The sequence below is a fragment of the Microseira sp. BLCC-F43 genome (assembly GCF_041929235.1).
Classification (GTDB): domain Bacteria; phylum Cyanobacteriota; class Cyanobacteriia; order Cyanobacteriales; family Aerosakkonemataceae; genus Microseira.
Genome location: NZ_JBHFNP010000192.1, coordinates 1 through 19,215, shown reverse-complemented (window position 1 = coordinate 19,215; position 19,215 = coordinate 1). Strand labels below are relative to the sequence as shown.

Below are 19,215 nucleotides of genomic sequence, written 5' to 3'. Positions count from 1 at the left end.
TGCTAATTGCTAATTGCTAATTGGTAATAGTTAGCGGGCAAATGCTTTTCTCCTACAGATAACAATCCCAAATCCCTAATCTGAAATCCCTAATCTGAAATATGAAATTATTTTTCCCATTTTGGCCCTGTTAAAGTTGCTTGCAGACGCCAGTTTTCTTTTGGGTTTTTCACTTCTAAGACTCCGCTATTTAAATTTTGTCCCATGAACGGACTTTCGATTGCAGGCCAATCTTTCAAGAGCCGTTCTTTACTATTAATATTAGCACGAGCAATCCCGCCGTTGGGTGCATAGGTCATGACTATGCGATCGCCCAATAAACTCGTATAACCTATCTCGCCTTTACTGTTCCAATTTTTATCATCTACAGATGTTTTATCCAAGGCAGTTTTAAGGCTAGCTAAATCTGGATAATCGGCAACTCTAGCAACATCGGTAATCCAAGCGGTATTATCCCCTGCTGCCACTAAAGCTTGATAGTCTTTATCCTGTTCTGAAACCGGATTTTGCCAGTTAATATTATCCCCCCAAGGACGGGCGCACAGCCAAGTATTTTCGATTCGCCAAATATACCAATCTCGATGGCGTTGCGGTTGTCCGTAACGCGCTGGTAAAACAAGGTGAGAACGTGCTGGTACTTTAGCCGCTTTGTCTTTATCGTTTAATCGCAATTGGTATATAACAGCACCCCTTTCTTGCACATACTGATCTCCCGGACTGCGCCCTGTTGCCATTGGGGTGTGGAAGGTTCCTGCTAAACTAATTACTGCGTTATTTTGTCCTTTGGGATCGCGCACAACTAGCTTGTAGGTGGCATATTGGGCGTTGATAGTTCCTTTGACTTGATAAGAACGTTGGGGTTCTATCAGCGTCGCCAAACTGTAGTCAGAAGTTACGTAGAAAGTTTCCCACATCCGGTTGCTTTGGAAGTAACTGTAATACAGAGGGTGGCTGAATTTTGCTTGGAAAGGGAGGGGAATTTCTTTACGCGCGATCGCTCTCAATTCTACAGGCGGACGGTACGTACTCAACCCTGCTGGCAATGCTAACCAAGCACTTTTCTCATCCATCCGATTAGCAGCATCTGGACTATCGCCCCACCACATCCAAGATACAGCACTCATCCCGCTATCCCAAGTACCGCGATCGAAACCTCGACTTTCCGCACCTCCAGCAGTTCCCCAACTCAGGCGCAGCGCCATATTAGCGGCGTACCAATCTAAAGTAGCTTTTGCCAGTTGTTTTAATTCGGGAGTTTTGGCAAAGTCGTAAAGATTGAGCAATCCGGCAATAGAATAACCGTAATAAGTCGAAGAATGAAATTCGCCTTGTCCGATAGTCAAAAACTTGTTAAGTTCCGAACGCAACCATGCTTCATTAGTAGCAGCACTTGCCGGATCGCCATTAGGAAAACCGCTACCATCCATGAAAGCAAGTCCCGACATGCGTTTCATAAACATGTGGTTTTCGGTACCAGTTCCCACCCACTGTAAAACGCGATTTGGTTCCAGCATACTGCGATAAGATGCTGTTACGTTATCTGGCATTTGGTCGCGAAATAAGAAAAAAATGCGAACGTCGTAAATCGTGCGAAAATGGTAAATGCTCGGCTTTGCTCGCTCCATTCCCATCAGGATATCCCAACTTTCTTGACGATTGTAGCGATCGCCTAAACTCAAACGCGCTAAAATCACCGGGAGCAAGTATTTGTGCGGATCGCCAATGTTCTCCCGCTGCCACCAAGCATCGAGTTTATTTAAGTCAAGGGCGGCTAATTTTTCCCTAATCGCCATACTGCGTCCTTCAAACGTCGCCGGTAGACGGCTGATTTGCGCGTTTGTAGGCGCTGGAGTGCTTTCTGCAAGCGGTTTTGGTTCCGTTTTGGGGAGGGAACAGGCGGCGGTAAACTGGGTGAGGAGGAATGCGATCGCTAAAATTCGCAGTTTCATTAGTTTGGCTCTTCCGTACTTGGCGAGATTGAGTTTGCTTATTGCAGATTAGCGAAAAATATAGCCGTTTGACTCCAAGGCGTTATGTGGGAGTGTCAACGCATCAAGTGGAAGAGAGCATTTACTTTCAGTACAAGGAGCAAGAAGCAATGAATATTACTCTCAAGCCAGAACAAGAGCAGTTTATCCAATCCCAAATTGATCGAGGAATTTTTGCCAATCCAGAACAGGCTATAGAAGCAGCATTACGCTTGTTGGAGGATATGAGCATAAATTACGAGCAGTGGCTAGAGGAAACTCGCCAAAAAGTAGAAGTCGGACTAGCACAACTAGAAAGAGGCGAAAAATTTCCGCTTGAAGTTGCGTTTGAACGATTAGAGCGAAAGGTTAATAAATTACGTGAGTGTCTGCAAAACAGCGAGCGCCTATCAGTAAAAAAAAGCAAGGGCGATCGCCAACCCGATCGTTTAAAATAGAAGAGACGTATAGATCTGTAGTTAAATTTTGTAAATCCCAAGAACTATGAGTATTGTAATTTCCGATGAAACTTTACAAACTCTGCAAATGTCTGAATCAGAACTGCTTGCTGAAATTGCGATATTGCTGTTTCAACAAGATCGATTTACTCTCGGACAAGCCAGCCGTTTTGCTCGGATGAATCAACTTCAATTTCAACGCCTACTCGCCAGTCGTCAAATCTCCCTTCATTATGATGTTGCCGAACTCAGAGAGGATGTGAAAAGTTTAGCAGCTAAGGGGTGGCGATGATTGTTGTTAGTAACACTTCACCGCTTAGTAACTTGGCTGCAATTGGACAACTAGAGCTATGACAACAACTTTATGGTAAAGTTTTGATTCCATCTGCTGTATATCAAGAAATACTTGATTCTGGTGAAACCGCTCCAGCTACACTAGCAATTCAAACTTTAGATTGGATTGAATGCCAATCTATTACTAATCAATCTTTACTGCAAAAATTACAGATTAATCTCGATCCGGGTGAAGCCGAAGCGATTGCGCTAGCTGTTGAATTAAAAGCAGAGCGCTTGATTATTGATGAAAGACGGGGCAGAAATGAAGCAATCCAACTGGGTTTACAGGTGACTGGATTATTAGGAATTTTAATCGCTGCTAAACAACAAGGTTTTATTTCTTTGGTACAGCCTCTTTTAGATGATTTGAGAACCAATGGGTTTTGGATTCACGATCGCCTTTATCAAGAAACTTTGCAGTTAGCTGGAGAATAGGAGAAAACGATATGCCTCCCTTCCGCGAAGCTCTCGCATCTACACTCCCCATCGATCGCCTATCAATAAAAAAAGTAAAAGCGATCGCATCGACATTCCTCAGAGAACTGTTAGCTTACTAGCGCTAAAACCCAGAGAGTAAACGATCGTACTCTGCGTGCGAGCCAACCCAAAACCAAATAACAGTATCTCCCTCTAACTGTCCAACGGCTCTATAACTCTTGCTGATTCGAGCAGAATAAATTGGCAATTCTGGATGGATCTTTTTGAAGCGAAGACTGAGATGACTGGGATCTTGTTTAAATAGGCGATATGCTTCGCGTGTCTTTTGTTGAACTTGCTCTGGTAAATCGGCAAAGGCTCTGCCCAATTGTTCAGTTGTACGCGATTTCACAATGTTTCTGGGTCTAATTCTTGAGTTTTACCCGCACGATATTCAGCCATAGCAAGGGCTGCAAGGGAAGCCAAGGTATCTTTAGAACGCTTAAATGTTTCATCCCAACGGATTTCGTCTTCCAGTTCTTCCAAAATCATCGCTGCGAGATGCCTCCGGCAGGCTACGCCAACGCATCCTGTTCGCTAGCAGGTAGAGTTTTCAAGCGGGCAATTGCAAGTTCCGAGCAACTTAGTCATAGATCTGGCTATCTAATTTACAAGATATTATTTAATTATCGCATTCTCGCAAAGAGTGCGATCGCCTATCAGCAAAAAAGTGAGGGGCGATCGCTTGTTTTCCCCTCATCTTCTAACCAAGATATTTGTTCCGTCCGCTCCAGCAATTTGTTATGTTGCTGGAGCGTCGCATCTATTGAAGAGCTTTACTCTTGGTACGCCGGTTGAAAATGGTTCCAGCCAATGCCACGATGCCCAGCGAGAGGACAGAGCTAGGTTCGGGAACTGTTACTCCACCTGAGTCAGGAACTGTAGTGCCACTTAGGTTGATACGGGCAAATGAATTGCGATTAAAGGGAAGCCCCTGGACGTTTACGAACAGTTCATTTCCGTTAAAGGTGACTCGATTGGGTGTGAGACCTAATGTAGTTTGTGGGTCTATCAAAACGTCTGTAATTTGCAGAGCCGTGGGTGCGGTGAATGTAAACACATAAGTATTTTGAAACCCTGTTGCAAATTGACCAAATCCTGCGTTATCAAAATCTATTGCCAGGTAATCTGCACCAGCATCGATCGAAACATCTACAAGAGATCTAGCAAATCCTGGAGGAACACCAGCACTTCGGTCAAACAAACTCGCAACGTTAGGGAACTCCACAGTTGAGTCGCTGACAATTGCAGATGCAGGAAATGAAGTCACAAATAGTTGACTTGTTGAACTTAATTGTCCCTGGGTACGAAGTCTAAGCTCTGACCCAACCAAGGTAAACCCTAAAGCTGAACCACCACTGAAAGTAACCATCGCTACGGAAGCGAAAAGCGGAAGTACTCTAATCATGTAGTATTTCTCCTTGGTATTTTTGATGCAAAATGCGATCGCCTCTCTGCAAAAAGCGCGAGTTTAAACTGCACATTTGTGGTTTAGCTCTGAGTAGTCTAAAATTACTCCTACTTTTTATCAATCGGATCGAGATCGGAACTTTTCCCCAAACACTCCCAAAAATGTCGGGAAAATGTCGGAAAGATCGGATAGCATAGGAATTACCGCACCCGTCTGACCGATTTATGGACATTGCAGAAGTCTTAAAACTCGCTGATGAACTGCTCTTTATGCATACAGGCGATCGCCTAGACCATCTGCAAGAAACAATTCTTAAAGGTACATTACAAGGTCAGAAATATGCCAAAATTGCCTCGGAAAACAATTTAAGTGAAGGTCATGTGCGAGATACTGCATCGGAATTATGGCAAAAGTTATCGGATGTTTTAGGAGAAGATGTTAATAAATTAAATCCTCGGTCTATTTTAGAAAAATTTATTATTTGTAATAAAGTATCTGGGAATTATATCAGCATTCATCAATTAAGTTTTTGTTCAATTCAAAACCGATCGCCTAAATCTTCTCCCCTATCCAAGCCAACTGCAAACAAACCCTACTTAGACATAGATAACGCCCCAGAAATTACCGCTTTTTACGGACGAACTGATGAATTAAACACTTTAAAAACTTGGCTTATTCAAGATTGCCCCCGCATCATTACCTTAGTTGGCATTATCGGAGTTGGCAAAACCACGCTAGCCATCAAACTAATTGAACAAATCCAAACACAATTTGAATATATTGTTTATCGCAGTCTCCGGTATTGTCCAACTATAGATAGTTTTTTAACCGATCTATTGCCAACCTTAATTTCTCCAATTATTCCCAATACCCTCGCTCGCCAAGTCGATGTATTGCTTAAATTTTTACGCAAACATCGCTGGTTAATTATTATAGATGACGTGGAAATGATATTTCAAGCTAGAGAGTTGGCGGGACAATATAAAGCAGAATTTGCAGGATACGCTCTTTTATTTAAACAGATTGCAGAATTGTCTCATGCAAGTAGTTGGTTGTTGATTAGTAGCGAACAACCAGAAGATGCGATCGCTACTCGTCATAAATTCACCCGCTGTTTAAAACTCGCAGGTTTAGGAGAATCTGCTAAACAAATATTAAAGGATAAAGAACTGTCAGACGAACAGATGTGGGACACCTTAATCGAAAAATATCAAGGTCATCCTTTATGGTTAGAAATGACAGCCACGATGATTGAAGAATTATTTGCTGGTAAAGTAACGGAATTTTTGGCTGTTCCTGACTTGGTATTGAGTAATGCGATCGCATCTCAACTCAGTCGTTTGTGGATAAAATTAACCGAGTCAGAAAAACAGGTAATGAATTATTTAGCCAAACAAGAAGATGCGGTTACTTTGCTCCATATTTTACAGGAAATATCTCATCATCCCACAGACTTATTAAAAGCCATACAATCCTTAAAAAGACGTTGTTTCTTAGAAGATACGACGAACTGCATTGGCACTATTCATGGCGAGCATCATCGCTCTTCTTTACTAAGAATCAATCCAATTTTAAAATATTATCTCCTGTCTCTCCCATCGTTACCAACTTGAACCAAAAAGCCCCCCTTGGCAAGGGGGGTTGGGGGGATCGATGCGTATTTTTATTATTTTTTTTCTCTCCCATCGTTACCAACTTGAACCAAAAAGCCCCCCTTGGCAAGGGGGGTTGGGGGGATCGATGCGCCCGTCCTACTTAACTCAAAATCTCAGTATTTGCGCTATCTTTAAGTAAATAAGCGCAAATACTTGCCTGGGAAAGCCATTACCAATTACCCATTACCCACTACCTAATTTATGATCGACCTCTACACTTTTACCACCCCCAACGGACGCAAAGTTTCCATCATGCTGGAAGAAGTCGGACTTCCCTACAACGTCCATAAAATCGACATCACCAAAGGCGAGCAATTTACCCCCGAATTTGTCGCCATTAATCCCAATAGCAAAATTCCCGCTATCATCGACTCCGATACGGGCATGACTGTATTTGAATCGGGTGCAATCTTGATTTATCTAGCCGAAAAAACCGGACAATTCTTGCCTACCGAACAAAAAAGTCGCTTTCAAGTCATCGAGTGGTTAATGTTCCAAATGGCAAGTGTAGGACCAATGTTTGGACAGCTTAACCACTTCAAGCGCTTCGCACCGGAAAAAATTCCCTACGCCATCGAACGTTATGAAAAAGAAACCTTGCGACTTTATGGCGTATTAGACAAGCAATTATCCGACAAAGAATTCATCTGCGGCGATTATTCCATTGCCGATATTGCTACCTATCCTTGGGTTGCTGTTTATGAATTTCAAGGATTAACCCTCGATAACCACCCCAATCTTAAACGCTGGTTTGAAACAATTCAACAGCGGGAAGCAGTACAGCGAGGCATGGCAGTTCCAGCATAATTAACGGATTTAAGAAACCCGGTTTTTTCAAAAAACCGGGTTTCTGGTATAGCTAGCCAATTTTGGGAAAGTAGAAGGAATTTTTAAAGGCTGGCGATCGCTTCTATTCATCAACCAGCAGAGTGAGGAAAAAAAGCGGCAAAACTGCAACGAACACAAGCATCAAGAAGGCGATGCTCCTGAGAACCGAATCGATCGGTTTGAAAACTGTTGAACAAGGCACAAATACCTCCTAAAAGCTGACATTCCGCTGGCTTCAAATCTGAGGAAATATTTGGGAGTTTCTGAGTTAGAATGATAGATAGTTCTGGACTAAATCATTCTCGGGACTTACGCAAAGTTTCTATATGTAGGGTGCGTTAGCGATAGCGTAACGCACCATGACTATATGTAGGGTGCGTTACGCTAACGCACCATGACACCATATTTAGTGTCCTTGCGTAAGTCGTGATTCTGAAACTCAGCAACGCTGTTATTTCAGGGTTTAAAATCTCACCTCGACAGTAACGGGTTTGGGTTTAACTCTTGTGGGAACGGGAACTCGCGGCATCAAGTACTGGCTTTGAAAATCCTTGACGGCTTGATGAAGGGATTCAGAGACACTCACAACCTCCGGTTCCTCTTCATCGACTTCAATCAAGATGATTTCGGGGCAGCAGAAACAGGGATCTTCAGCGGTTTTATCTACACACATTGTTTTCTTACCTCCTTGAATTTAGTTGTTGGGGTCAATTTGTTTTTAGTGCGTTGCTTCTATAACCTGATTAAAGACTACGCCTGCATGTTATACAGCTTGAGATTCAGTAACTTATGCTTGACTTAAGCATGACTTGCGCTTGCGGTTGACTAAAAATAAAGCCAATATGGAATCAGAAAATTTTTACTAATAAAATTTATGGGACGTCGTCGGGGAATTAGAGTCACTCAAAGCTACATCCCCAAAGTGCAGCTAGCTTGGCAGCGTACAGGCTTGAGCCAGCAACATCTGGCTGAGGACGTAGGACTCAGTCGAACTACAGTCCAAAGCTTTTTATCTGGTAAACAAATTGATAGTCTAAACTTTATTGAAATTAGCCAGAGATTAGGGCTGGATTGGCGAGAGATTGCCGATTTGTCAGAAAACTTACCTCAAGAGTTGCCCCAACCTCCAAGCGAAGCGGCTAACAATCAGACGGCAGAGCAGCTAGAGAACGATCTTAATATTGACACCCTCGTGCAAGAAGTCCGGCAATACTGCCACGACAAAATCCTTTTGCTGCACGGCAAGATGCAGTTATTGGACATATCTCAGCCTATCGATTTAGAACATCTCTACGTCGATGTCAACATTCTGGAGCAAGTTACCAGTCAGCGATGGTTAGAAATTACTGATTTGCTTCGGGGTTTTAACCCATCTGCTGATAACTTTGACCGCTTTGGTTTGGGTAGGGTACGTCAAGAAAGAGTTCCAGGGCTAGAAGCAGTTAAAAGGTATTCCCGGTTAATGGTGCTGGGTAAACCAGGAGCAGGCAAAACTACCTTTTTGCAAAACATCGTGATTGAATGCAATCAAGGTCGGTTTCAAGCAGACAAAATACCGATGTTCATCCGTTTGAGAGATTTTGCTAGATCTGCTAGGAATCAGGAGAATTTCGGATTATTAGACTACATCAGCGCCGAATTTCGCAGTTGTGGCATTTTGGATGAGCAGAAGACTCAAGCAGTGCTGGAGCGCGGCAGAGGGCTAATTTTATTAGATGGCTTGGATGAAGTGCCTTCTGAAGATGAATCTGATGTTGTAGATCGGATTGAAGTATTTTCTCAAGTTTTTTTCAAGAATCCGTTAATTATTACCTGTCGAATTGCTGCTTCTGGATACAGGTTTCCCAGCTTTACCGATGTCGAGGTAGCAGATTTTAACGACGAACAAATTAAATTTTTTGCTGAAAAATTGTTTGTAGCCGTTGCCAGAGGTAATAAAGAAGAGGGATTAGCTAAGGCAAGGCAGTTTATTGAAAAGTTGAATAGTTCAGAAAATCAGCAAATTAAAGAACTGGCAGTTACCCCAATCTTGCTGCACCTGACTTGTTTGGTGTTTCAATCCAGAGCTGATTTTCCATCCAATCGAGCAAAGCTGTACGAGCAAGGATTAGAGATTTTACTGAAAAGATGGGATGAAAATAGAGGGATTCAACGGGATGAAGTTTATCGTTCTTTGACATTGCCGCGCCAGAAACAATTGCTTTCTCAGATAGGAGCGATTACATTTGATCGCGGCGATTACTTTTTTGAAAAAAACAGATTTCAGCAACTCATTGCGGATTATCTTCGCAGTTTACCAGATGCCAAAACTGACCCAGATGAATTGCAGATAAATAGTGAGGTGGTGCTGAAAGCAATTGAGGCGCAACATGGATTATTGGTATAACGAGCAAGAGGGATATATTCTTTTTCTCATCTGACATTTCAAGAATATTTCACATCTCTAGAAACAATTAGACAATTTCTTTCTAAGTTTGAACCTCAAGCTTTGCAACATTTGGTCAGCTATATCAACGAGAAGCACTGGCGCGAAGTCTTTTTGTTAACAGCTGGAATGTTGCCAAATGCAGATTGTCTGTTGCAGTTAATGAAACAGCAGATTGACTGGCTTGTAGCTGCTGATGAGAAATTGCAACGATTCCTGATGTGGGTTAATCAGAAATCTCATTTAGTTGAGCCTCCTTTATTTTATGCTACACACCAGTCAATTGATGCTTTTACAGTTAATAATTATTCTAAAAAATTAGCATTTAGGCTGTTTTATTCTACCCTTGGTATCATCCACAGCAGTTTCAACAAAGCTATCAACAATTTTCTCTTGCCCAACCACTTTTTTCCCAGTCGCCGCCTTCCACTCAGTTTCATCCAACTTATCAATGAAGTTCTCCACATCTCCTGTAATTTCTTCAGCAGCACCGACTTCGTTATCGACCTCTTGCTCACTGACATTCTCAACCAAATCTACTATATATCCCACAGGTTCAGCTCCGACTCCCACCGCTACATCTCCGATTCCCACCGCTACATCAATGCCTGCCTCAACAACATCCTCAACCGCAATACCAACCTAGAATTCAAGCGATCGCTGCAAGAGCTTAGAGAGCAACTTCCCGATCCTTTAGCAGATGAAAAAAAGTGCGAGGAATGGTGGCAAGAGAATGGTAAAGCTTGGACCGATCAATTAAGATCGGTGATGATTAAGTACCGCAATATTGGTCATAATTGGCTGTTCAGCGAACAGCAGAAGGAGTTGCTTAGCCAGTATTACGATGCTAATAAATTGCTAGTGGATTGTCTGAATAGCGGTTGTAATGTGACTCCTGCTGTGCGAGAGGAAATTGAGGAGACATTGTTGTTGCCTATCGCCGAAATTGAGAAACGAGGTAACTGTCAAAATAGATAATATAACCCAATTTTTGTAGGGGCACGGCGTAAATAACTTTTGGTTCCTTCCGGGAGATTGTAAAATGCCGTGCCCCTACCACCGATGTTGGGCGATCGCATCCCCCATCCGCAACATGCGATCGCCCGCAGCACAACCGGAAAGCCCCCCTTGGCAAGGGGGGTTGGGGGGGATCCCCCTGTAGCCCCCCTTGCCAAGGGGGGTTGGGGGGGATCCCCCTGTAGCCCCCCTTGCCAAGGGGGGGTGGGGGGGATCCCCCTGTAGCCCCCCTTGGCAAGGGGGGTTGGGGGGGATCGATGCCTAAGTCCTAATACAAAATTTAAGTTGTACTGTAATACTCATTCTTAGCATACACGCTAATAATGGTATCTCCTACCTCAAAAAACGCTCCCTCTTGCTCATCTTTGGAAAATTGCAAGTTACCGTACTTAGCATTAATTGCATCAGCAGTCTGCGCTAAAGTATCCATTTCATCTGGTAAAAGTCCAGTCGAACCAATATAGAAAACTAGCGGAGAAATCTTTTCCCGATACACTTTCTCTGCATAGTCTTCCAATTTCTCTTTTGCCGCCGTCAAAGCAGTCACAAATTCTTCTCGGTTGACTTTTTCTCCTTGCGATTTTACCTGCAACAGTCGCGTCAGACTATCCCCACCCACTTTTGATAATATCGCTGCAACGCTACCGTTATCTTCAATTCCCAGAAAGTTATCAAAAATCCGCTTCATCAAATCATCAACCTTGGTAATCTTTGTGCGAGATGATAAGGTTTTGTGTCCGAAAACCACATCTTCATCCAAGGTGATATCGAAGGTTGGTTTATCCACTTTCTCTCCCGTATCTTGATTAAATCCCTCATACAAGCGATCGAGGAATTTATTCGCCGAGTAAAGTTTGCCGAGATTGAGGATATCTTTGTTGCCAATATCGACTTTGTAGCTAACGCGAGTATCTACCGTACCGTTTGCGATCGCTTCCTTTAAATCGGTATACTCTGTGGTTGTGGGAAAGTTGATATAAAGATTCTTGGAGAGATAGTGCTTTTTCAACTCCGTCAACTGTTCATCAGTGTAAACATCCGATTCTTCTTTCAAATGAGCCGCTAAAATACTAGCAAGTATTTTAATTTCGGCTAACTCGTTGAACGTCCCATCAATATTACCATAGCTGCCAGTAAAAGCCACGAGGGGCAAATTGTCTAACCGCAAAGTGTATTCGGTGCGGAAATCGAAATTTTCGGCTTCTATTACACCCTTTGACTTCAACAAATCAAAGACTTTCTTACTGCTAATTTTAATTGGCAGCGACTTGACGTTTACCTCCCCGTCGCTGACAATCGTATAATTGTTGAAACTTTCCAGATTGGTAATCAGCACACCAGCTACTTCGCTGATTTGGCTGCTATCCTCAACTTTTACCAGTTTAACAGGTCTGGTAATCAGCATATTGATCGTAGCGGTATTGCGATTAATTTCAAACGTCCCCATGCTGACATATTCGCCACCGTCTAAAAATTCCGTCTTCAACCAAGGTTCGATTAGTTTCTCATTTTCATCTCTCGAACCGTTAATCCGCTTTACTCCTTTGCGGCGATAGTTTTTCTGCAATTCCTTGATATTGATAATGATGCTGCTGTTGTTTTCCTCCAACAGGTTGACTAATTCCAGCACTGATATTTTATCGTTGACTTTGACGCTATCCAAGATTTCGTGCTTCGCCAACGCCGACGCATCGAAAATAGCCAAATCAAGGTCTTGAGTTAACTCAGCTATTTCGGCATTTGTCAGCGCCTTGGCGTGTTTTTCAGTCAAGGTTGCATCAAAGGTACTCGCCAGCGCATACTTGGCTGTATTCAAGTTTCCATTAGCCAAATTCGCCTTGGCAAAAGCTAAGACAGATTCATCTGTTTGCGCGACAGGAACGTCGGTTAGTTTATCGTAGTCTTCTTGGCTAATTTTCCGATATTTGTAGAAGACGCCATCATCATCTGCCTTAAGTCCGACAATTTTCAGAGTGCTGGAGGAACCATTAATTTTCTTACCAGTTTTAGAGACAAAAACCTGGTAATCGTACTCCTTAATTAAAGGTTCTTCCATCGCCGGTGCTACCGAACTACCTAATAGTTTGGCGCTTTGGTAAAGTCCATCATAAACTTGCCTGACTTCCCCGGCGCGAATGCAAGTTCCCGATACGGTGTTGGCGATTTTCGAGAGCAATCGGAAGTCAGCAGAGGAATAGGAAATGGTGTTAACAAAAACATCCATGTTTTTCAGTTCTTCGCAAATCCGTTCTAGGGTATTTGCTTCCGCATTAGCACTAGGATCGTTAGCGTATCCGTCGCTGTGTAAATTGATAACAGTAAGCTCTCCCTCTCGCAAGAAAGATTTAGCCATTGTCATCGATTGAGATATGCAGGTAGTGTAACCTGTTTGGATTTTTTGAATTTCTTGGATATAGGAAGAATTAGCTTTCATTACTTCCTGGATCGGAACTCGCTGGAAGTGACAAGTTACATCTCCTTGGGATGCATAAGATATCAGGGTAACCAGTAGCTGGTAATTGTTGTATTCATCCAAGGTCAAAAGTTTAATCAGGGTTTCTTTCAACGGTTCTATGTCATAATACATAGAACCGGAGCGATCGATAACGATCATGCTATGAGCAACAGCTTTTTCTGGGATGTCATTTGAACTTAATTGACGCTTAACCCGGTCTACTAAATAGTATGCTTTTGGTTTTCCGGCAAAATTGTAGAGGGTGAATTTTGTTTGGTTATTCTGTGCATCTGTTGCTGATGGTTGATTTTTTTGGCGTGCCATATTTCGATTTTCCCTCAGTAACGACATCTGGTTTGACAATTGCAGGCGAGACGCCTGCACCACAAGATTGCACCACAAGATTGCGCCACAAGATTGCGGCACGACGCAGATAAATATGATAAATATCTGCGTTGATCTGGGTCGATCTTTTGTTAGTAATTGAAAAAGTTTGAGTAGATTGATAATGAACTGGAACTAATATATATTATACTTCAAAAAGCATGGTTGTGGGGTATTGTTAAATTAATGTCACATCAGGAGTCAAAACAATGGAAAGCACCGCACCGGAGAATGGGTCAAGACAACCAAGAACGCTGTTTAGCATTTCAGCAGAGATCGGCGAGTTGACGGCGTTGCTAGATGAGATTGAGGACAATGATAGCGAGGGAGAACAGTTGATTACCAGTTGGCTAGAGCAATTGGGAGAAGAGCGCGATCGCAAGCTAGATAATTACGCCGCCTTAATCTCCGAATTGCAAGCAAGAGCAGCTGTTCGCAAAGCGGAAGCCAAACGCTTAAGCGACTTAGCCGCCAAGGATGAAAAAAAAGCCGAAATGCTCAAAGAAAGACTAAAATACTTTTTTGAAGTCAACAAGCTGAAAACGATTGACACGGCACGCTACAAATTAACCTTGGCAAAAAATGGTGGTAAAGCGCCTTTAATTGTGGATGAATCTGTATCACCTACCTCATTGCCAGAAAAGTTTCAGAAGATTAGCGTCGATCTGGATAAAGCAGCAATTAGATCCGCACTGGAGGCGGGAGAATCGCTAGATTTTGCACATTTAGGCGATCGCGGTTCTAGTCTCCGCATTAAGTAATGGGTAATGGCGTTCCCTGGCTGGAGGGAACGAGGGTAATGGGTAATTGGTAATGGGTAATGGGTAATTGGTAATTGGTAATTGGCTAAGAGTTTGCAGCGTAGGGACACGGCATCGGAAATATTCTGTAGAAATCAACATTTTATGATTGCCGTGTCCCTACAACATTCCCTCAAGCGAGGCAGAGCCTCGCGATCTCGTTCCCAGGCTGGAGCCTGGGAACGAGTGAGGGGAGGCAGAGCCTCCCTCAGTCATGCATAAAACTTTTCCACGCAGCGGACAAACATTTCTACCCCCATTCCCAACGCAGTTTCATCAAAATCAAATCGGGGATGATGGTGCGGATAAGCCAATCCCAAATCCGGATTAGCCGAACCTAAAAAGAAATAACATCCCGGTACTGCTTGCAAGAAGAAAGACATATCCTCGCCGCCCATTGTTTGACATTCCGGCACAATTCCCAAGGGAGTTTCTACAATATCTAACCCTACAGAACGCACCATTTCTGCGATATCTGTATTGTTAATCACCGGCGGGTAAAGTCCCTTGTAATCTAATTCGTATTTCGCTGCGTGACTGGCACAAATCCCGGCAATAATTTGATCGATTCGTTGCGGAATCAATTTGCCCAATTCGGGATTGAAATATCGCACCGTTCCGCCTATTTCTGCTGTATCGGCTATCACATTCACCGCCTTTCCGGCGTGAAATCTTCCCACCGTTACTACTGCCGAATCGATGGGATTGACGTTGCGCGATACAATCGTTTGCAATGCGTTGACAATCTGCGCCCCAACCACAATAGAATCTACCGTTTGATGGGGAATTGCACCATGTCCGCCCTTGCCATAAATTTTGCAAATAAAACTTTCCGTCGCCGCCATTAACGCCCCCGTTCGGATACCCAACGTACCCAAGGGCAGGTTATTCCACAAGTGGAGGCCGATTATAGCATCAACATCTGGATTATTCAAGACACCGGCTTCAATCATCGGCTTCGCGCCTCCCGGTCCTTCTTCGGCAGGTTGGAAGATAATCTTGACAGTGCCTGGGAAAGCTTCGCGGTGTTGGGAGAGGTAGTAGGCAGTGCCTAATGCGATCGCAGTATGTCCATCGTGACCGCAAGCGTGCATAATGCCATCGTGCTGCGATCGATAGGGTACATCGTTTTCTTCTTGAATCGGCAAGGCATCCATATCCGCCCGAATTGCCAGCACCTTGGGTTTTTGGATGTGGGATTGCTCCAGGGCGATCCCCCTCCCGTCCCCCTTTTGAAGGGGGAAGCTAGATTTCTTGCCTTCGATGGTGGCGACAATCCCGGTTTTAGCGATTCCCGTTTGATGGGTGATGCCCCATTCCGATAACTTTTGAGAAATAAACTCCGCCGTCAGGTTCTCTTTGAAACCAAGTTCCGGGTGTTGGTGCAACTTTCTGCGCCATTCGACCAGGCGGGGTTGTAAAGACCTAATTTCTAAACGGATGCGGGATAAGTCAACAGCAGCAGCATTTGGGAATGTGGATATCATTTTTGGTAATGGGTAATTGGTAATGGGTAATGGTGTTCCATGGCACAGCCTCTTAACGAGGGTCATTGTCGCCAAAATAACAGATGACTATCATAACGAATGGTATAAGCGTTCGCCTCCGTTATATGCAAACCTCGTCGGAGCGATCGCCCAATTCAAAATCATTCAAGCACAACAAGAACCGCTCTCATAAAACAACATGCAATTGAAGCAGATCGGCAAGCAGTTGGGTTCAATTCAATTTTTGGTAAATATCCTAGCAGCAGGCGCGGCGCTAGCGACAGCGCTTAGCTTTGTGGGTTCCTGGTGGTGGATATTCGCGATGCTGGAACACTTTCGACCGCAATACTGCTTGCTGTTAACGATCGCTCTATTCCTGGATCTGATAAATCGAGATCCTTGGTCAAATCAACACTTTTATCTGCTGTGGGCAATTCCTTTGGCAATCAATTTCAGCTTGCTCTTGCCATTATTTCTCCCATCCTTTGGACATGCAACAAATTCGATCGAACTGCGAGTCCTCCATGCCACCCTAGATAACGATAACCCGGATGTCAGTAAAGCCATCGATTATGTCAATAACCAAGCTCCAGATATTGTCTCTTTGCTCGAAGTCACGCCCCAATCTTTACCCCAGCTTCAGGCAGGTTTAACAAACTATCAATTGGTTATTGCAGAACCCCGCACCACCAGTCATGGGAGTGCCTGGTTTGTGTCGCGCCAACCTTCTTATCCGATTGAAGTGAAAGCTGCTGAGTTAATTCACCTACCCCCTACAAGCTCGCGCCCCATCCTCCAGATCACCATTACCTATGCCGGTAAACCCATTGACCTGCTGTGCTTTCATGCCATTCGTCCCCGCAGTGCCAGTACGGTGGACTTCCAGCGGGTGGAATTTGAAGCGCTTGCTCAATGGAGTCGCCAACGGCAAGCGATTGTTGTTGGCGATTTCAACAGTACCCCTTGGTACGGTTCGTTCCGGCAAATGCTGCACCAAAGCGGACTGGTCAACTCCCAAAACGGATTTGGACTGCAACCAACCTGGCACGGTAGTTTACTACCAATCCTGAGAATTCCCATCGACCATTGCTTGCACAGTCCCTCTATAGTTACCATCAGACGCACTATAGGTTCCCACATCGGATCGGATCACCTCCCCCTGCTAGTCACCCTACGAATTTGACCATCTAGTCTCTTCCTCTCTCTTCCCTCTGCGTTCTCTGCGTCCTCTGCGGTTCATTAGGTATTCTTCCACCAGGCAGTATATGAAATTTACGCCCCCGTTCCTAATCATTTTTATCTTGTTTATTGCAAGCTGCAATTTTTCCAAGCATCCGCAGCCAAAGGTACTATCGAATCCTATCAAAGCAGCTCAACCTGAAGTAACGAACCAGTCCAAATCTTTTATAAAAGAAGCCAAACTAATTGCAGTCGGAGACATTTTGATGCATCTGGCTCTGACGCGATCCGGTTACAATCCCCAAAAGAAAACCTATAATTTCGACCATTTTTTCCCAGAAGTTAAGCCGATTATTACCCAGGGAGATTGGGCGATCGCCAATCTAGAAACCCCCGTAGCTGGCCCGGAATTAGGCTATTCCGAGTTTCCTCTGTTCAATGCCCCAGCCCAAATCGTCGATGCTGCCAAAAAAACTGGCTTCAACATCTTGACAACGGCAAACAATCATGCATTAGATAAAGGAGAAAGGGGAGTTATTAACACGATTAAAAATGTCCGATCCCGCGGCGTTGCTTTAGTCGGCACAGCCACCTCTGCCAAGGAAGCGGAAAAGATTTTAATCGTCAATAAAAACAACATTTCGATGGCAATTCTGGCTTATACCTATGGTACGAATGGCATCCCTATTCCCCAAAAATACCTAGTCTCGCTGATTGATGAAAAAAAAATAATCAAAGATATTGCTAAAGCCAGAAAGCAGGGAGCCGATGTTGTGACGATTTGTCTCCATTTTGGCGACGAATATCAGCGTCAACCAAACGCCAGACAAAAACAACTGGTTCAGCGGTTGATTGCAGCTGGGGCTGATATTATTCTCGGCAATCATCCCCATGTAGTTCAACCTTACCAAATCTTCAAGGTACGGGGAAAAGATGGAAAACTGAGAACCAGAGTTGCCATTTATTCACTAGGGAACTTTATCGCTTATCAACTGGGAAATTACAAAGATATTGGGGTAATTTTTTCCGTCAAGATTCGCAAGCGGTTTCCGGAAAAAACTGTAGAAATTACCCAAGTAGAAGCAATTCCCACCTATACTCAGAATTATCGATTGAATAATCGGCTTAATTTTCGCGTTCTGCCAATAGAAGCTGTCGTGAATCGCCAAAAAGATTCGTTGATTCCCGCTAGCAAGTATCCAGTGTTAAAACGGCAATTAATTGAGATGAAGCGTCACCTCAAATCTTTAAGCGATTAATAGCTGAATGCGGCTTGGCTGAGGAATGCAGGTGTATATAGCGGATTGCACTCGGATGAGGTACACCGAAAGTTTGTGTAGCGGCAGCATTAATGCTGCCGCTACACAAACGAAGCGATAACGCTTTCCCTCACGCGGCTGCAAGCCGCTGTATACCCCTTTCTGACGCTCTCGACTAGATCCAAAGTACGAAGCAGCGTATACAGCGGTTTGCAGCCGTATAAACTAAGGCCCCTTTTGTGTGGCGGGACGCTACACAAAAGGCACGCAATGGCTGTACAACATCCTTGTGGCAAACCGCTGTAAACACCCTGAATTTCCCTAAAAATCTGGGCGCAAATGCTACGTCCCTACAGATATAAATCGACTTTTGCACGCACATTACTGTACACCCAACCACTGCACAAACCAGGTCACACCAAGGCGGCGGTAGGGCTGATGATCGACGTGAAAGTATCTGAGGGCAACGGATCGCTGATCCCCCCGATTAACCCCCCAAACCCCTTGTTGTCGGATCCGGGCAAAACCACCTGGCCCACCTGTTGCAAGGTGCCCAGATTGTAGGCTGTGACTTGCTTGTCGGAGATGGCATACAGATCGTTGCCGATGCGCAGGCTGCGTCGAATCTGCCCCCCTTCGTGTTTGATATCTCCTAGCACGGTTAAACCGTCCACCCCATCGACATGGAACACCCGCAGCCCTCTTTCGCTCCCCCTCCTAGTTTGGAACGGAATCGCCAGGATGTCCGAGCCTGGAAAATAACTGACCGCGTGGTGGTCCCACTGGGCTTCTGAGCTAGTGTATTGCCCTTCAAACAAGTAACTTTCCACCTCTTTCGGATTCTTGATATCCGTCACGTCGAACAGCGAGACTTTCAGTGTACGCATACGAGTCAACGGATCCGTATCCTGACCGATGCCCAATACCAGCTGCTTGCCTTCGCTCTCAATCACCTGAAGGTACTGGGAAAAGCCGGGCAGTTTCAACTCGCCAGCCAGCTGGGGATTGGTCGGCTGCCTCAAGTCCAGGGTGAAAAACGGATCGATCTGCCTGAAGGTGACCATAAAGCCATAATCG

At 44.3% G+C, this 19,215-nt stretch carries 19 protein-coding genes; 11 read left to right on the top strand and 8 right to left on the bottom strand.

Annotation, left to right across the window (positions count from 1 at the left end):
• Window positions 1-107 precede the first annotated feature (107 nt).
• Window positions 108-1,949, bottom strand: a complete 1,842-nt coding sequence (locus tag ACE1CM_RS26500; protein WP_374881844.1) for a hypothetical protein — start codon at window positions 1,947-1,949, stop codon at window positions 108-110.
• Between the two features lie 149 nt (window positions 1,950-2,098).
• Here ACE1CM_RS26500 and ACE1CM_RS26495 point away from each other — a divergent pair, with 149 nt between their 5' ends.
• From ACE1CM_RS26495 to ACE1CM_RS26485, 3 genes are all read left to right on the top strand, one after another.
• Complete coding sequence (locus ACE1CM_RS26495) at window positions 2,099-2,425, top strand: type II toxin-antitoxin system ParD family antitoxin (RefSeq protein ID WP_374881843.1); 327 nt, start codon at window positions 2,099-2,101, stop codon at window positions 2,423-2,425.
• A gap of 46 nt (window positions 2,426-2,471) precedes the next feature.
• Window positions 2,472-2,717 (top strand): UPF0175 family protein, encoded by a 246-nt coding sequence (locus ACE1CM_RS26490; RefSeq protein ID WP_374881842.1) that lies wholly within the window; start codon window positions 2,472-2,474, stop codon window positions 2,715-2,717.
• Window positions 2,718-2,800: 83 nt separating this feature from the next.
• Window positions 2,801-3,196, top strand: a complete 396-nt coding sequence (locus tag ACE1CM_RS26485) for a DUF3368 domain-containing protein (protein ID WP_374881841.1) — start codon at window positions 2,801-2,803, stop codon at window positions 3,194-3,196.
• Window positions 3,197-3,320: 124 nt separating this feature from the next.
• Here the strand turns inward: ACE1CM_RS26485 and ACE1CM_RS26480 are convergent, their stop codons facing one another.
• Window positions 3,321-3,590, bottom strand: a complete 270-nt coding sequence (locus ACE1CM_RS26480; RefSeq protein ID WP_374881840.1) for a hypothetical protein — start codon at window positions 3,588-3,590, stop codon at window positions 3,321-3,323.
• Window positions 3,587-3,730, bottom strand: coding sequence for a hypothetical protein (locus tag ACE1CM_RS26475; protein WP_374881839.1), 144 nt, complete (start codon window positions 3,728-3,730; stop codon window positions 3,587-3,589). The genes ACE1CM_RS26480 and ACE1CM_RS26475 overlap by 4 nt, the downstream gene beginning before the upstream one ends.
• Window positions 3,731-3,739: 9 nt before the next feature.
• On the opposite strand from ACE1CM_RS26475, the gene ACE1CM_RS26470 reads away from it, so the two are divergent.
• Window positions 3,740-4,036 carry a hypothetical protein gene (locus ACE1CM_RS26470; RefSeq protein ID WP_374881838.1) on the top strand — a complete coding sequence of 99 codons (297 nt, stop codon included), beginning with the start codon at window positions 3,740-3,742 and terminating at the stop codon, window positions 4,034-4,036.
• On the opposite strand, the gene ACE1CM_RS26465 is transcribed toward ACE1CM_RS26470, so the two are convergent.
• The gene (locus tag ACE1CM_RS26465; protein WP_374881837.1) at window positions 4,002-4,646 is read right to left on the bottom strand and encodes a PEP-CTERM sorting domain-containing protein; all 645 of its coding nucleotides are present in this window, start codon (window positions 4,644-4,646) and stop codon (window positions 4,002-4,004) included. The genes ACE1CM_RS26470 and ACE1CM_RS26465 overlap by 35 nt on opposite strands.
• A 227-nt stretch (window positions 4,647-4,873) precedes the next feature.
• Here ACE1CM_RS26465 and ACE1CM_RS26460 point away from each other — a divergent pair, with 227 nt between their 5' ends.
• Together ACE1CM_RS26460 and ACE1CM_RS26455 are read left to right on the top strand one after the other, a co-directional pair.
• Window positions 4,874-6,262, top strand: coding sequence for an NB-ARC domain-containing protein (locus ACE1CM_RS26460; RefSeq protein ID WP_374881836.1), 1,389 nt, complete (start codon window positions 4,874-4,876; stop codon window positions 6,260-6,262).
• A 243-nt stretch (window positions 6,263-6,505) separates the two neighbouring features.
• Window positions 6,506-7,111, top strand: a complete 606-nt coding sequence (locus tag ACE1CM_RS26455; protein WP_374881835.1) for a glutathione S-transferase family protein — start codon at window positions 6,506-6,508, stop codon at window positions 7,109-7,111.
• A 484-nt stretch (window positions 7,112-7,595) separates the two neighbouring features.
• Here the strand turns inward: ACE1CM_RS26455 and ACE1CM_RS26450 are convergent, their stop codons facing one another.
• Window positions 7,596-7,805: a hypothetical protein gene (locus tag ACE1CM_RS26450; RefSeq protein WP_374881834.1), complete on the bottom strand. Its 210-nt coding sequence runs from the start codon at window positions 7,803-7,805 to the stop codon at window positions 7,596-7,598.
• Between the two features lie 201 nt (window positions 7,806-8,006).
• Between ACE1CM_RS26450 and ACE1CM_RS26445 the strand changes: the two genes are divergently transcribed.
• Together ACE1CM_RS26445 and ACE1CM_RS26440 are read left to right on the top strand one after the other, a co-directional pair.
• Window positions 8,007-9,518, top strand: a complete 1,512-nt coding sequence (locus tag ACE1CM_RS26445; protein ID WP_374881833.1) for an NACHT domain-containing protein — start codon at window positions 8,007-8,009, stop codon at window positions 9,516-9,518.
• A gap of 102 nt (window positions 9,519-9,620) precedes the next feature.
• The gene (locus ACE1CM_RS26440) at window positions 9,621-10,535 is read left to right on the top strand and encodes a hypothetical protein (RefSeq protein WP_374881832.1); all 915 of its coding nucleotides are present in this window, start codon (window positions 9,621-9,623) and stop codon (window positions 10,533-10,535) included.
• Window positions 10,536-10,854: 319 nt separating this feature from the next.
• Here the strand turns inward: ACE1CM_RS26440 and ACE1CM_RS26435 are convergent, their stop codons facing one another.
• Window positions 10,855-13,353 carry a VWA domain-containing protein gene (locus ACE1CM_RS26435; protein WP_374881831.1) on the bottom strand — a complete coding sequence of 833 codons (2,499 nt, stop codon included), beginning with the start codon at window positions 13,351-13,353 and terminating at the stop codon, window positions 10,855-10,857.
• Between the two features lie 269 nt (window positions 13,354-13,622).
• Between ACE1CM_RS26435 and ACE1CM_RS26430 the strand changes: the two genes are divergently transcribed.
• Window positions 13,623-14,174 carry a siphovirus Gp157 family protein gene (locus ACE1CM_RS26430; RefSeq protein WP_374881830.1) on the top strand — a complete coding sequence of 184 codons (552 nt, stop codon included), beginning with the start codon at window positions 13,623-13,625 and terminating at the stop codon, window positions 14,172-14,174.
• 251 nt (window positions 14,175-14,425) lie between these two features.
• On the opposite strand, the gene ACE1CM_RS26425 is transcribed toward ACE1CM_RS26430, so the two are convergent.
• A complete protein-coding gene (locus tag ACE1CM_RS26425; RefSeq protein ID WP_374881829.1) occupies window positions 14,426-15,700 on the bottom strand; it encodes a M20 family metallopeptidase in 1,275 nt (424 codons plus the stop codon).
• 199 nt (window positions 15,701-15,899) lie between these two features.
• Between ACE1CM_RS26425 and ACE1CM_RS26420 the strand changes: the two genes are divergently transcribed.
• Both ACE1CM_RS26420 and ACE1CM_RS26415 read left to right on the top strand, forming a co-directional pair.
• Entirely contained in the window at window positions 15,900-16,883 is a 984-nt protein-coding gene (locus ACE1CM_RS26420) for an endonuclease/exonuclease/phosphatase family protein (protein ID WP_374881828.1), read from the top strand.
• An 82-nt stretch (window positions 16,884-16,965) separates the two neighbouring features.
• Window positions 16,966-18,138: a CapA family protein gene (locus ACE1CM_RS26415; RefSeq protein ID WP_374881827.1), complete on the top strand. Its 1,173-nt coding sequence runs from the start codon at window positions 16,966-16,968 to the stop codon at window positions 18,136-18,138.
• Between the two features lie 413 nt (window positions 18,139-18,551).
• Here the strand turns inward: ACE1CM_RS26415 and ACE1CM_RS26410 are convergent.
• On the bottom strand, window positions 18,552-19,215 hold a 664-nt coding region (locus ACE1CM_RS26410; RefSeq protein WP_374881826.1), incomplete at its 5' end, for a beta-propeller domain-containing protein.